This is a genomic window from Anaerolinea thermolimosa, from assembly GCF_001050195.2.
Lineage (GTDB): Bacteria > Chloroflexota > Anaerolineae > Anaerolineales > Anaerolineaceae > Anaerolinea > Anaerolinea thermolimosa.
The window spans coordinates 2842331-2855638 of record NZ_DF967965.1 but is presented as its reverse complement, the minus strand read 5'-3'; the positions used below and the strand labels follow the sequence as shown (position 1 = coordinate 2855638).

The following is a 13308-nucleotide window of genomic DNA, read 5'->3' as shown; positions in this document are numbered from 1 at the left end:
TTTATTTGCCCTGGCCTAAGGAACGGTCGAAGTCTTCTACCCACTCATGTGCCATGGCCAGGAGACCCTGGAGCTGCTTCTGGGTCTCGGCGGTGATGAGTTGGACGGCATCATGCAGTTCCTGAAGCCGGTCAGTCAGCTGGGTCAGCTGTTCGCTGGAACGGTCAAACTGGCGGGCAAGCTCGCGCTGTTGTTCTTCCTGAACGAGGGAGTAGTTGGTCCAGCGTTTCTGGTCTTCAGCGCGGAAGGCGACCCATTCCTGCCTGAAGCGTTCTTCGGCAAGGCGCTGCATCTCGGTGATTTCATTGATGCGCCGTTCAAAACGCTGGGTGATTTCTTCGAACCCTTCCTGGGCGCGGCGTACGGAACGTTGCAGGGCATCGAGCGCCTGCACCTGGGTGTCGAGGTTGGCCGACTGGCGCTCGATGGCCTCAAAACGGGTTTGCCAGTCTTTCCAGATGCGCTCGCGTTCCAGCTGAAGCATATTTTGTTTGTCAATGAACGTGGAGATCGTCTGCCTGCGTTCGTTTTCCGTGTTTTGTAAATCGCCGATGCGAGTCTCGATTTTCCGAAGGCTGTCATTGACCAGGTCCAGTCTTCCTCGCTGTTCATCGAGCCTTTTGCGCATGGCTGCCACCTCGCCTTGAAGGTCGGTTACGCGCCTGGCTTCCTGGCGCTGGCCGTCTTCGATCAGCTTCTGGGCGCGGCGGTATTCCTCATCGGAGCGTTTCGTTTCCAGCAGTTTTACTTCCAGCTCCTCGATCAAACGTGCAAGGCGGAAATCTTCTTCCACACGGGCCTGCAGGGCCTTACGCAATTCTGGGATGGATTCCTGCCCTTTACGCAGTTCGCCAATAGCCTTCTGGAAAGATTCGAGGTCGGCCAGACGGACTTTCTCCATTTCGCGGTCGTGATCGAGGCGCAGTTTTTCGATGGCTTCAAGGTCGCGGGTAACATCCATGCGCAATTGAGAAAGTGCGGCATCCAGCTGGTCAAAGCGGCTCATGATCATCGAGAGCCGCACCACCTCACTGGAGATTTCTTTGGATTGCTGTTGTAATTCGGGCAGGCCGCTTTCCAGTTGAGCCAGGCGTTGTTCAAGGGTGTCGATAATTGCCTTGTCTTTCCGGTGTTCGTTTTCCAGAAACTCCAATCGCTTTTGCAGTTGGTCGAGGTCCATGGTCTTGTTTTTCGTTCTCCAGATACAGGGGAAATGCAGGGAAAGTGGACAGAGATGGTTCTTTCGAAAGAATTATACCTTATGCCCCGTGCGGTTTGGGGCGTTCAGGGAAGGCGGGTAAAGGCCGAGAGCAATCCGGTGAACATGGGCAGGAACAGGCGGGGTAAAAGGCCGATGATGACCAGGGAAAGGGCGCCGATGGAGAGAAGGGTGATTTGTAAGGGGCGCTCGCCTGGTTGTCGGGGGCCAAAATAACCTCCGGTGACTACAGCCAGAAGGCGAAAGGTGCTCATTAAAAACCCGATGTTCCCTCCCAGCACCCAGACTGCCAGCAGCGGAGATTGCCTCGCAACCTGTTCAAGCAGAACCAGGCGGACGGGAAAATGAGCCAGGAGCGGTAAACCAGCCAGCGAAAGGCAGGCGACAATCAGACCGGTTGAGGCAAAGGGCCATTTCTCGGCTACGCGTTCCAGTTGCTGGAATTCCATCGATCGCCCGGCCTGGAGCAGAATGGAGCTGGAGAGAGCCCACAGACCAAACCCGATGACACGCGGCAGGAACAGCATGGTGAATATTTCTACTCCCAATCGGCTGTTCAGGCTGATGGCCAGAAGTGAAAAGCCCGTCTCGATGATTAAGGCGTAACCAAAGAGTCGCCCAACATTATGTTGAAAGGCCGACCAGATCCCCGCGGTGATCACCATGATTGCTCCCATCCAGCGAAGAAAGAGGTAGAGTTGCGGGGCATTGCGCAGCCAGCCATATGCATTTATGAACTCCACTCCCAGCAGGAGGGAAGTGGTGGACAAAAGCAAATACAAGAACCCCACGGCGTACGGGTGGGTTTCTCCGGCGAGCAGGGGTACCCAGGTATAAAAGGGGAAGATCGCCAGCCAGAATGCAAAACCGAGGCTCAGAAAGAGGCTTGCCAGAGCGATGAGATTGGTATCGGTGGGATTGGCCTGAACGCCATCCAGTGCCCACCCGGCGAGTAAAATGAAAGGCATGGCAAGGGTCTGAAAGATGAGATAGCGAAGCAACCCGGGCCCAACACTGCGTTCTCCTGGCGGAAAGAGAAGCGGGACGCTGAGCAGGACGGCTATTTCAATCATCAAAGCGGAATACAGGAGAGGCTCAACGGCCATGGCGGCTACCAGGAAGCTGACAATGGCCAGGCCATAAGGAATGAATAAACGATGGCTTCCGGCCTGCTGTGCTCCTGCAAACCAGAAGGCGGCAATGGTAAAGAAGAAGATTAATAATGGACGATCGGTATCCGTCAGGTTGAGACGCCGTCCCGCGAGAAGCAGGATGGGCTGAATCTCCAGAGTAAGCGGCCCCAGGCGGAGCACTTTACCAATGGGGATGAGCCAGGCAGTGGTGGCAAGGAAGAGACAAAGCAGGGTTGCCAGGCGGGTGCTCTGAGCGGGGTGACGAGACCAGGCCCAGAGGCCAATGGCCGCAGTAAAGGGGAGGAAAATCCAGATCAGGGCGGCGGTCATGGGGTTTCCTCCATGGTAGGGGCGGCGATCAGGTAGGCGCCCACCAGTGCCAGGCCAAGGGTGACTGCGGCCTGCAACCCGGCAATGAGGATGGAAGTTTCCACGGCGGCGTAAAGAATTTCAAAGCCAGAGAGTACGGTAAGCAGGCCAATGATGACACGGATGGGGCGGGTGGTGATTCCAAGATGAAGCCATCCCACACTGATCAGGAGCAGCCCTCCCATGAGAATGAACCGGTTGACGGGGATGCGTGCCTCAACGGATGGTTCGACCGAGACTACCAGTGCCAGCGCAAGAGCAGCAGCCAGGAGGCGGAAAGCCGGTGCCGTGGGGCTGGTTTGCTCTTCACGCACATCTGCTGCCGGCTGAGAGGCGCTCAAGACGGCGCAGGCCATCCAACCGGCAACCAGCTTCACCACGGCCAGTCCCAGAGGCCAGAGGCCGTTGATGAGCCAGAACACGCCTACATATTGAAGTGCGAGAGCCAGAACGCTGTACCTCCAGTTCTGACTGATCAGAATGATCAGGGTGGAGATGGTAACCAGCAACAGAGGGAGAAGCAGCAGGTTGGCCAGGGTCATGGGGTCAATTCCGTGCGGAGGAGGGAAATGAGCAGTGCCAGGAGTACCAGTGTCCACAACACTCCCCCGGCTCCTTCCAGGATCTGCGTAAGGAGGTCGACCAGGGTCATCAGCCGGTGGTACAGCCACCAGAGAAACTGGTAGAACCATTTGAGATTGAAGAGTGCCTCGAGGGCTCTTCCGAGGCGGCGTGCAGTTTCGGCATACCATCGGCCAAGGGGAGTTCCGGCCTCAACTCGCTGGTGCCAGAGAAGTGCCCCCAGCCAGCCCAGAGAGGCCATGGCGACTGAAAGGAAGCCCACCCAGCCGAAGTTCATCCCCGGGGTAACCGGTAAACCGAGAAAACCGACGAAAACCAGGGCGAGAACGGTGATCAGTAATCCAATTGGATAGGCCACCTGAACCCAGCGTTCCATGTGGGCCAGGTCATCCCCGGGTTTTAAAATCAAACGGACATATCCTGCAAGGAGACAGGCGTGAGCACTGATCAACAGCAGGTGCGAAAAGCGGAACGGGGGGGCTATCAGACCGCTCCAACCCCCCGAAACCGGAGTAAGGGGCAGGCCGCTGAACCCTAAAAGGGCCAGAGCGGGTATCCAGAGAATCTGACGCCGCCTGGCTGAGTAGAGGAATAACAGACTCCCGGGAAGGATGAGCGCCATTCCCCAGACCAGGCTGGATGGGGGGTTCCCGCGAAATACGCTGCTGACTGCCAGGCCACTGAAGGCGATTAACCAGTAAGGGCGACCTTCGACCTCGTCACCGGCGGTTGTCCAGCGAACACCGGCATAGAGTGTGGCCAGCGCCGCAAGAAGCTGAAAAAAGTCCGTCAGGGTGGGCGGTAAAGATTGGGCCGGAAGCCGCCCCAGCACTACCAGAGAGGAGGCCGCGGCAGACATCCTCAACATGGTACCCAGTCCTCGTCTCAGAACAATTCCCTGAACACCCGGAAGGTGGAGAGGAAGCACACCCAGCCGTAGCCCCACTGCCAGGAGGAGAAGGAGGGCTGAAGTGGCGTTCAGCGAGGAAAAGGTGGGTGGGGCTTGCTGTCCGGCATTCAGTAAAATGGCAGTCATCACCAGGCCAGTGCCGGTGACCCGGAAGGCAAATGCGAAAACCGTCTGTAACCCTAAACTGCGATGGGTACTGTTGGCCTGCAGGATGACCAGTTCGATGAGGTCAAGCAGTGACCATGCCAGGATGAGGGTGAGCAGGTTGGCGGCAAGCACGGCCAGGCTGCCTACGGCGCAAAGGCTGAGCACACCGACCCACGCATAAGGGCTGATATCGTACTGCAGGCGGGCAGAAGCGGTAAGGATGATGGCGAGAGCCACTACGGAGAGAGCGAACAGATAGGGCCAGGCATTACCGTCCAGGCCAAGGATGGGGGAATCGGTAAATTGAGAAAAAGGGAGCCAGGATTCGATGGCTACCTGTTGGGGGAGATGCCAGCGTAAAAGAATGACGCTGATGGTGCTGATGAGGGTGCTGATCAGAGCGATCAGCCAGCTCCAACCGGTGCTGGGGCGAATCCGCTGGAGCAGGAAGATGCCCAGGGCGGCCAAAAGCAAAAGCGTGATGGGTAGCAGGGCCAGCAAGGGCTTAAACCCTCCCCTCAAAAGGGTTGCGGTGCAAGAAACGTCCCTGCCCGCGTTTTCCCAGCCACTTTTCTTCGTCCACGATGAGGTTACCACGCAAGAAGACCCGCACGGGGTAGCCGGTCAGTTCCCAGCCTTCGTAGAGGTTGTAGTCAGTGCGATGGTGGGCGTGATCCACGCCATACGTGAGACGTTTTTTCGGATCCCAGAGGACAAGGTCGGCATCCGCGCCGGGGAGGAGAGTGCCTTTGCGTGGATACAGGCCAAAAATGCGCGCCGGGTTGGTAGCGGTGAGGGCAACGAATTGATTGGGGGTCAACCGACCACTGCCAACACCATACGTCCACAGAATGGGCAAACGGTCGCCCACGCCGGGCAGGCCATTGGGGATGCGGGTGAAATCGTCCTGCCCCAGTTCTTTTCCCGGGATGGATACGGGCTGCCCTTCGTAAAGAATGGGACGGGTGCCATTGTAAAAGAAGGGGCAGTGATCTGTGGCAACGACCTGGAGGGTGCCGTCTTTCAGGCCTTCCCAGAGGCGCTGCTGGTCAGAGGCAGTGCGTAAAGGGGGCGAGCAGACCCATTTTGCCCCGTCGGGGCGGGTTAATGCGTCTTCGGTGAAAAAGAGGTACTGGGGGCAGGTCTCTCCCATGATGGGAAGCCCGCGTTCTCGCACGTAAGCCAGCTGGTCAACCTCCCCCGCGGCGTTCATGTGCACCACGTACAGCGGTGCCTCGGCCTGAGCGGCCAGCGCTGCACCACGAAGCACAGCCTCCACAGCACCCCAGGCCGGGCGCGTGCGGGCATGCCAGATGGGTGAAGTATGCCCTGAGGCCAGTGCATCGGCGGTGAGGGTGTCGATGACGTCGCCGTTTTCGGCGTGGAGAAGGGTGAGCAGCCCGTGGCGGCCAGCCACGCGCATCACGCGGAAGATTTCTCCGTCTGAAAGCCGCAAGCGATTATTGTAGGCGGTGAACACTTTGATGGAAGAAATCCCTGCATTGAGGAGGTCGGGTAATTCTTCAAGGGTGTGTTCGTAGAGATGGGTGATGTTCATGTGAAAACCGTAATCGACGGCGGCTTTTCCTCCTACCCGGTTGTGCCAGGCTTCCACACACGCAGGCAGGGAAGGATCGTCCTGAGAAATAAAATCGATCACGGTGGTGGTGCCACCAAAGGCGGCAGCCTTGTGACCGGTGTAATGATCGTCGGATGATACCGTGCCGAACATGGGCAGGTCAAAATGGCAGTGCACATCTACCCCCCCCGGCAGGATATACAGGCCGCTGGCATCCATGAGGCGAGCGTTTTCGGGAGCGGGAAGATGTTTCCCGATGGCGGCGATAGTTTCTCCTTCAATGAGGATATCGGCAGAGAAGGTCTCTGCGGCGGTGATTAAGGTTCCGTTGCGAATGATCCACGTCATCATCCGTCCTCGTTTCCCGCCGGGCATTCAGCCAGGCGGATAGATACATAGAATAAGGAAGAGGCTCTTAAAGTATAAACGGATTACAGAAATATGGCATGAAGGAAAATGAACAGGCGTGGCAACTCTGGCCTCTCGGTGAGGGTTCAGCCGCCGATCTCGCTCATGACGCGATTGGTAGCAAATTCACCCTCCTGCAGGCCATGCCCCCAGGGTTTCTGCCAGATTCCGTCCAGGATGATCTGCCGTAAATCCGCAGGGGTGGCACCGGCTCGGAGAGGAGTGAGCAGATCGACTTCTTTTTCTCGGAGCAGGCAGAGGCGTAGCTTGCCGTCGGCGGTGAGGCGGGCGCGGGTGCATGAGGCGCAGAAAGGCAGAGACACGGAGGAGATGAATCCCAGAGTGCCCTGAGCCCCTGGCAGGCGGTACAGGCGGGCCTCGCCGTCCAGTGCGCCATGGTCGAGCAATTCCAGCGGGCCAAGCACCTGTTCAATGCGGGCGATGATCTCTTCGGTGCGCACTACCTGGCTGCGTTGCAGGTCGGTTGCTCCTCCGAACGGCATCATTTCGATAAATCTCACCTGCCATGGATGATGCTCGGTCAGTCGGGCCAGATCGGCTACACCGTGGTCATTGTAACCTCTCACCACCACGGCATTGATTTTTATGGGGAGGAGACCAGCTTCTTCGGCGGCCTGAATTCCTTTCCAGACCTGAGCAAAGCTTCCCCGGCGCGTCAGGCGGTGGAATTGCTCGGGGTTGAGTGTGTCGAGGCTGATGTTGACGCGCTGGAGGCCGGCCTCTTTAAGCGGGCGGGCCAGCCGGCTGAGGAGCACGCCGTTGGTGGTCATCGTCAATTCTCTGACCCCCGGGGTGGCGGCCATTTCCCGCACCAGTTCAACAACACCCGCGCGCACGGTGGGTTCTCCCCCGGTGAGGCGGAGCTTATCGAACCCCAGCCCGGCGAAAAGGCGCACCAGGGTGAGCAGTTCATCGTTCTGCATCAGGTCCTGGCCCGGGCGGAAGGTCATCTGTTCGGGCATGCAGTAGACACACCGCAAGTTGCAATGATCGGTCAGGCTGATGCGCAAATAATGGATATTCCGAGCAAAGCGATCGAACGCCATGGGAGCGATTACCTGTAAAGAGGATATATCTCATATTACACCAGAATCATCCGAATTGCAAAGAGCCGGAGGAGGAACGGCAGACGACAATGATCGTCTTTTGGGGATTTCGGGGGAATCCATGAATGTTGGCCTTGACAGGCAACAAGGCAGATGTATAATGGTCTTGTAAACAAGTTTGTATTACAAACCAGTCTATGGAGAAATATGGATAACCCGCCAGAGCGTGAAATTCAACAGATTATTCGCAAAACCCAGCGGGAATGGTACGCTGATGGTATCTGGGAAATTGGTTTTGGGGTAGCCATTTTGCTGATCGCACTCTTTTACTGGGTCAGTGAATGGTTAAACCTGGAACTGCACCTGGGTATGGGACTGCCTGTGGTGCAACTCTTCTTTTTTATGGCGGCATTTCTCTGCACACGATGGTTCATTGCGATGCTTAAAGAAAGGGTTGCCTTTCCGCGCACGGGGTATGTGGTTTTTCGGCGCCCACAGCCGCATCTGTGGTGGAGGCGGATTGCCCTGGGTCTGGGGGTGGGGATGGCCATCGGTGGTCTGCAGGTTATTTTTGCGGGCGAAGGCTCAAAATCGGTTGCCTGGGTGGGGCTGGTTTTCGCCCTGGTGATGGTATTCCTGAGCCTGCGGTTCGGGGTGGGGCGGTTTTTTGTGGTGGGGCTGGTGACCTTTGGCCTGGGAATGGGAGCGGCGCTCTTTATCCCTGATGCATGGCGCGGTATGACAGCGCTTTTCACGGCGTTTGGTGCGCTTAACCTGATCTCAGGTCTGGTCACGATGTTCCTGTTCATCCGCCGGTACCCGGTGGCTCTGGAAGGCCAGGAGGAGGGAGAATGAGCGAAGAGCCCATTCGTCAGGTGGCCGGGTTAGACCGCTTGATTCATGAACCGGCGCGCATGGCCATCGTTACCATTCTCTCCACGGTGGAGAAGGCAGATTTTCTCTTCCTTCTCCACCAGACGGGGCTCACCAGAGGAAATCTTTCGGCGCACCTGACGCGGTTGGAAGCCGCCGGTTACATCAAGGTAGAAAAGACGTACCGCGGAAAAGTGCCTCAGACGTTGATTTCGTTGACGGAAGAAGGCCGCACGGCCTTCGAAACCTATTGCAAGCAACTGAAAGCTTTTGTGAACTCCTTACCGGAGCAGAAAAATGAATGATGTCATTGTAACCCAATCGCTCACCCGGGATTTTAAAACGGTGCGAGCTGTAGATCACCTGACTTTTCAGGTGCCGTATGGAACTGTGTTCGGGTTCCTTGGCCCTAACGGTGCAGGGAAGACGACTACCATCCGGCTTTTGCTGGGCCTGCTGGAGCCGACCGGCGGCACAGCGCATGTACTCGGGTTCAATTCCCAATCCGAAGGTCATCGCATCCGCGAACAGACGGGCGCGTTGCTGGAGCATCCTGGCCTTTATGAACGGTTGAGTGCTCTGGATAACCTGGACTTTTACGGCCGCGTGTACCATCTCCCGGCCATACAGCGCCGTTCGCGGATTCAAGAGTTGCTGGAGCACCTTGGGCTGTGGGAGCGCCGCCATGAACCCCTGGCTGGCTGGAGCCGTGGGATGAAGCAGAAAGTAGCCATTGCCCGCGCCCTGCTACACCGTCCAAAGCTGATTTTCCTGGATGAACCTACTGCCGGGCTTGACCCCGTGGCAGCGGTGGAGTTGCGGAACGATCTGGCGCAACTGGCCGAGGCCGAAAAAGTAACCGTGTTTCTCACCACGCACAATCTGAGCGAAGCCGAGCGCCTGTGTGGGCTGGTGGCGATCATTCGCGCCGGAAAACTGGTGGCTTTTGGAAGTCCTGAGACGTTGCGCAGCCGCCGGAAGAACGAGCGTGTTGAAATTTATGGTCAGGGGTTGGAGCAAAGCCTTCTGCCGTGGCTGGATACACATTTTGGGGTACGTCAGGCTGGTTTGGTCAATGGCCACCTGGAGCTGGAATGGCCGGGTGATCGAGAGCTTTCGTCGCTGGTGCGGGCGCTTGTGGAGCGTGGGGTCGGTGTGGAAGAGGTGCGCCGGAATAAGGCCAGCCTTGAAGAGGTGTTTTTAGACCTGGTGGTGGATGGGGATAAAGAGCCGTATACAGCGTGATGGAAAGCAGGAGTTGGACATGATTCAGGATATCGTGACGGTTTTTATCAAGGAGTTCAAGGAAATCCTTCAGATGCGCGGAACGAAGCGCAGCGGGTGGATCAATATACTGGTGGTGATTGGAGTCATGGGTGTCTATATGCCCTTGATGAGCGGGCGTGAATGGGTAACCAACCTGCTCAACCCGATCAGTTTCGCATGGTTGCCGTTTTTCCTGGTGATTGGCGTGGTGGCGGATAGTTTTGCAGGCGAACGGGAACGCCATACCCTTGAGACCTTGCTCGCCAGCCGCCTTCCAGATGCGTCTATCCTGCTGGGGAAGATTGCCGCAGGAGTCGTTTACAGCCTGGGGATCGGCATTACCAGCCTGTTGATCGGGGGTGTGGTGGCCAACCTGGGTTCTCTGGAAGAGGGATTTGTGTACTACCCGCTCGATTTTCTGGGGATACTCTGGGCTTTGAGTTTGCTTCTGGCCTTACTGATGGCTTCCCTGGGAACCCTGGTTTCGTTGCGTGCCAGTTCGGTGCGACAGGCCTCACAGACCCTCAGTCTGAGTATGCTGGTCTTCTGGGTGGGTATTTTCCTGGTGACTCGCTTCCTTCCTGAAGAAGCCCGGGTACTTTTGAGTGGCTTTTTTACACCCGAAAGACTGCCCATGTTCGTTGCCATGGTGGTGCTGGGGCTGGTGGTAGCGGATGCCGTGCTCATCAGTGTGGCGATGTTGCGCTTCAAGCGTTCCCGATTAATTCTGGACTGAGCTGGTTTGCGACTACCTCTGCACGGTAAATGACACCGGGGTTGACTCGGTCATATTCCCTGCCAGGTCATAGGCGCGGACAAGCAGGGTATGGTTGCCGGGTGTGGCGGACCAGGCCAGGCTGAAGGGTTCTACCAGGCTATTTCCGACCATCTGACCATCTACCAGCCAATCGATACGCTGGACGCCCATGGCATCGCTGGCTTCGGCGCGGAAGATCATCTCGCGATGGTCGCCGGATGAAATGGTCTGCCCGTTCAGGGGATAGAGAATGCGTACAAGGGGTGGCGTATTATCTACAGTCACCTGGATGGTGTCATTTTCGAGCGTTTGATCGGCACGTACCACGATCAGGCGCAGGGCGTATAACCCATCCAGTCCACGGGTATCCCACTCGGCCAGCAGACCATCTTCTACCGGTGTGCTGTTATCGGGGCCGATCTGTAACCAGCTCTGCGGGTTAAGGCCAGCCCCTGCCTGCACACGGTAATAGGCAAAGCCATCGCCGCTGGCGGTGCCGTGCAAGCTGACCTTTCCCCGTACGTACGAGAAAGGAGCCGGGCTGCTGAAGCGAACATAGGGGGATGGCTGTGGCGGCTGGATTGTATCGTAAGCAGATGGGGGAATTTCAATGCCGGCCTGCCTGGCCCACGCCTGAGCCTCAGGGGGCACGGCCATGTAAACCCGCTCGTCGATTAAACTCGCAGGGGTGAAAACGGTGGCCAACCGGCCAGTTTCTCGGTTGATCTGGTAAGTGTGATAAAGCGAGTCGTACGCGGTGGGCTCATTACCGCTGATGAAGACTTCACTGACTACCGTTGGGCAGGCAGGGGTTGGTAGCTGACCTGAGGGGTCGCAGACCTGCAGGGTAGTAATTTCGGGTGGGGTGGGCCAGTCGCGTGGTGGCAGATCGCGCGCGGTGAACTGGATGAGGGCGTGCCACATTCCGGCGGCGTAACGTGGGTCAAGGTGGAGGGACTCAGATTGTGTCCCCGCGGGCAACCCAAGCCAGAAAACGGCGGTGCGCTGGGCGATGTAGCCGATGGCCCAGGCATCCTGGCCTGAGGCGGTGCGGCCCGTCTTCGCTCCAGCCGGGCGGCCCACTTCCAGCGGGTTGGGGTAACCCAGGGTTGGCCAGCGGGCCTGTTCATCGCTCAATACGTGGTGCACCAGGTAGGCCAGCGGAGCGCTGAGCGCGGGCTGGGTCTGGGGGTGGCTTTGATCCAGAAGCAGGTTGCCAGCACTGTCTTCAACATACAGCACGCTGGTAGGTTGCATCCCCTGCCGGTTTTCAACGAGTTGCCCCACCCGGTTTCCCTGATTAGCGAACACCGAGTAGCTATGCGCGAGTTCGGGGAGGGTCACTTTTCCACCTTCGATGAGAGTATCAAGCTTCTGAACCTCCGAAAGGGAGGAGATGCCCAGGGTGCCGGCCAGGCGCCAGATATTCTCGGCCCCAATTTGTGTGGCTATCCGGGCGAGGGGAGTAAGGTAGTCGTTGGCCAGGGCCATCCGTAAGCGCACCGGGCCGTGGAACTGACCGTCTGGATTGGTAAAGGTGGAAAATGGTTCCGGCACGCTGGCGGGAATATCCCAGACCAGGCTGGCCGGGCTGAACCCGCGTGCGAACGCTGCTACGGCCACCAGCGGGGTGAGGGTGGTACCCGGGGCGTGAGCCGTGAGGGTGGCAATTTCCCGGTTTTTAGAGGTATCTCCAACAAAAGCAAGGATCTGCCCGGTTTCGTTATCCAGGAGCAGGCCGCTGGCGGCCAGTCCGGAGGGAAAGCTGATACCCGCTGGCAGGGTGGGTAACAGGCGTGCCGACTGGCAGGGAGACCCATCGGGGAGGGTCTCAGATGAACTGGTTCCTTCCAACCGGTTGAGCTGGGTTCGAACAAGGCAGGTGAGTTCAAGCTGGGTGGGGTAATCGAGGGTGGTGATGATGCGCAAACCGCCGCGCTCCAGGCGCTGTCGGCCAAGTTGAGCGCCAAGCTGTTCGAGCACCAGGACGGTGAACGCACCTGCAACAGGTTGTGAGGAGGGGGCTGCTCTGGTTAGCCGTAGAGAAGTCTGAATCGCGCGCTCGTACTCTGTCTGGGAGATCTGTCCGCTTTCCTGCAGGCGTTGCAGAGCTGCGCGCTGGTTTTCCAGGGCGGCGGTAGGAGAATCGAGCGGATTGAGCGCGGGGGTATCCGTGAGAGGTACGAGCAAAGCGGCCTCGGCGAGGTTCAACTCGGAGGCAGATTTATCCAGATACAGGCGAGAGGCGGCTTCGGCGCCGTAGGTGAGGTGGCCAAAAAAAGCGGCATTGAGGTACCATTCCAGCACCTGGGCGCGCCCATAACGGCTGGTTAATTCGGCGGCCAGCAGGCGCATCCGGAGGGCACGCCGGGTGTCGGGGGGCTCCTGACTCAAAAACAGGTCGAGGGAAAGGCGCTCGGCGATGGTGCCTGGCTGCGGGTCGAGAAGGCGATGGATCAGAAAACCGGGATGATTCCAGAAGCCCGGATCGAGCAGGCTCACGGCCGTACGCACCAGTTCGGGCGAGAAGGCGTCAGGGGCCGCCGGGTCAACATGCAGGTAACGGCGGGGGATGCCGGGGTTTTCGAGGGTGAGGAGGAGTTGCTTGCCGGTGCGATCGTAGAGACGGGTGGGGCTGAAGAATGCCCCCTCACCCGGGGCAAAGAAGGAAGGAAGTGAAGTGACAGAGGGCAGGTCGTGGGTGAGGTAAATGTACCCAACGGCCAGGGCACCGATTCCCACCACCAGTGAGAGGAGGAAACCTGCCAGTACCCCCCAGGCCAGCCGGGCAGCAAGGCGCCGGGCTTTTTGCTGACGCGCGGTGCGGCGATGACGGCGACGATGAACGAGAGTAGAAAGGATGATGGTGCGCACGGGCTAAGGGAGCTGGCTCAGGGAGTAGGTGTGGCCAGAGAACGCGTTGGGGTGCGGGTGGGTGAAACGGCCGGGGTACGTGTGGGTGTCCGGGTGGGGGTGAGGGTGAAGGTTTGCGTAGGGG

The 13308-nt window shown here is 58.3% G+C and carries 11 protein-coding genes; 4 read left to right on the top strand and 7 right to left on the bottom strand.

All coding sequences use genetic code 11. The annotated features are described in order from the left end of the window. Position 1: 1 nt before the first annotated feature. The 6 genes from ATHL_RS12860 to moaA all read right to left on the bottom strand — a co-directional run bounded on the left by ATHL_RS12860 (position 2) and on the right by moaA (position 7414). Entirely contained in the window at positions 2 to 1180 is a 1179-nt protein-coding gene (locus ATHL_RS12860) for a coiled-coil domain-containing protein (RefSeq protein WP_062194478.1), read from the bottom strand. Between the two features lie 104 nt (positions 1181 to 1284). Beyond that, on the bottom strand, positions 1285 to 2682 hold the full coding sequence (locus ATHL_RS12855; RefSeq protein WP_062194476.1) for a proton-conducting transporter transmembrane domain-containing protein: 1398 nt from the start codon (positions 2680 to 2682) through the stop codon (positions 1285 to 1287). Beyond that, positions 2679 to 3263 (bottom strand): hypothetical protein, encoded by a 585-nt coding sequence (locus tag ATHL_RS12850; protein WP_062194473.1) that lies wholly within the window; start codon positions 3261 to 3263, stop codon positions 2679 to 2681. Before ATHL_RS12850 ends, ATHL_RS12855 begins: the two co-directional genes overlap by 4 nt. After that, positions 3260 to 4861, bottom strand: coding sequence for a hypothetical protein (locus ATHL_RS12845; protein ID WP_062194470.1), 1602 nt, complete (start codon positions 4859 to 4861; stop codon positions 3260 to 3262). Before ATHL_RS12845 ends, ATHL_RS12850 begins: the two co-directional genes overlap by 4 nt. Positions 4862 to 4865: 4 nt before the next feature. Then, a complete protein-coding gene (gene hydA, locus ATHL_RS12840; protein ID WP_162787707.1) occupies positions 4866 to 6290 on the bottom strand; it encodes a dihydropyrimidinase in 1425 nt (474 codons plus the stop codon). 143 nt (positions 6291 to 6433) lie between these two features. Further along, positions 6434 to 7414, bottom strand: coding sequence for a GTP 3',8-cyclase MoaA (gene moaA / locus ATHL_RS12835; RefSeq protein WP_062194467.1), 981 nt, complete (start codon positions 7412 to 7414; stop codon positions 6434 to 6436). A 207-nt stretch (positions 7415 to 7621) separates the two neighbouring features. Here moaA and ATHL_RS12830 point away from each other — a divergent pair, with 207 nt between their 5' ends. The 4 genes from ATHL_RS12830 to ATHL_RS12815 are packed head-to-tail and all read left to right on the top strand — an operon-like array spanning position 7622 to position 10289. Next, positions 7622 to 8269, top strand: a complete 648-nt coding sequence (locus ATHL_RS12830; protein ID WP_062194465.1) for a hypothetical protein — start codon at positions 7622 to 7624, stop codon at positions 8267 to 8269. Further along, positions 8266 to 8592 carry a winged helix-turn-helix domain-containing protein gene (locus ATHL_RS12825; RefSeq protein ID WP_084001423.1) on the top strand — a complete coding sequence of 109 codons (327 nt, stop codon included), beginning with the start codon at positions 8266 to 8268 and terminating at the stop codon, positions 8590 to 8592. The genes ATHL_RS12830 and ATHL_RS12825 overlap by 4 nt, the downstream gene beginning before the upstream one ends. Continuing rightward, positions 8585 to 9532 (top strand): ABC transporter ATP-binding protein, encoded by a 948-nt coding sequence (locus tag ATHL_RS12820; RefSeq protein ID WP_062194462.1) that lies wholly within the window; start codon positions 8585 to 8587, stop codon positions 9530 to 9532. The genes ATHL_RS12825 and ATHL_RS12820 overlap by 8 nt, the downstream gene beginning before the upstream one ends. A 19-nt stretch (positions 9533 to 9551) precedes the next feature. Further along, on the top strand, positions 9552 to 10289 hold the full coding sequence (locus tag ATHL_RS12815) for an ABC transporter permease (RefSeq protein ID WP_062194460.1): 738 nt from the start codon (positions 9552 to 9554) through the stop codon (positions 10287 to 10289). Positions 10290 to 10301: 12 nt separating this feature from the next. Here the strand turns inward: ATHL_RS12815 and ATHL_RS12810 are convergent, their stop codons facing one another. Next, a complete protein-coding gene (locus tag ATHL_RS12810; RefSeq protein ID WP_062194457.1) occupies positions 10302 to 13184 on the bottom strand; it encodes a transglycosylase domain-containing protein in 2883 nt (960 codons plus the stop codon). Positions 13185 to 13308: the final 124 nt, after the last annotated feature.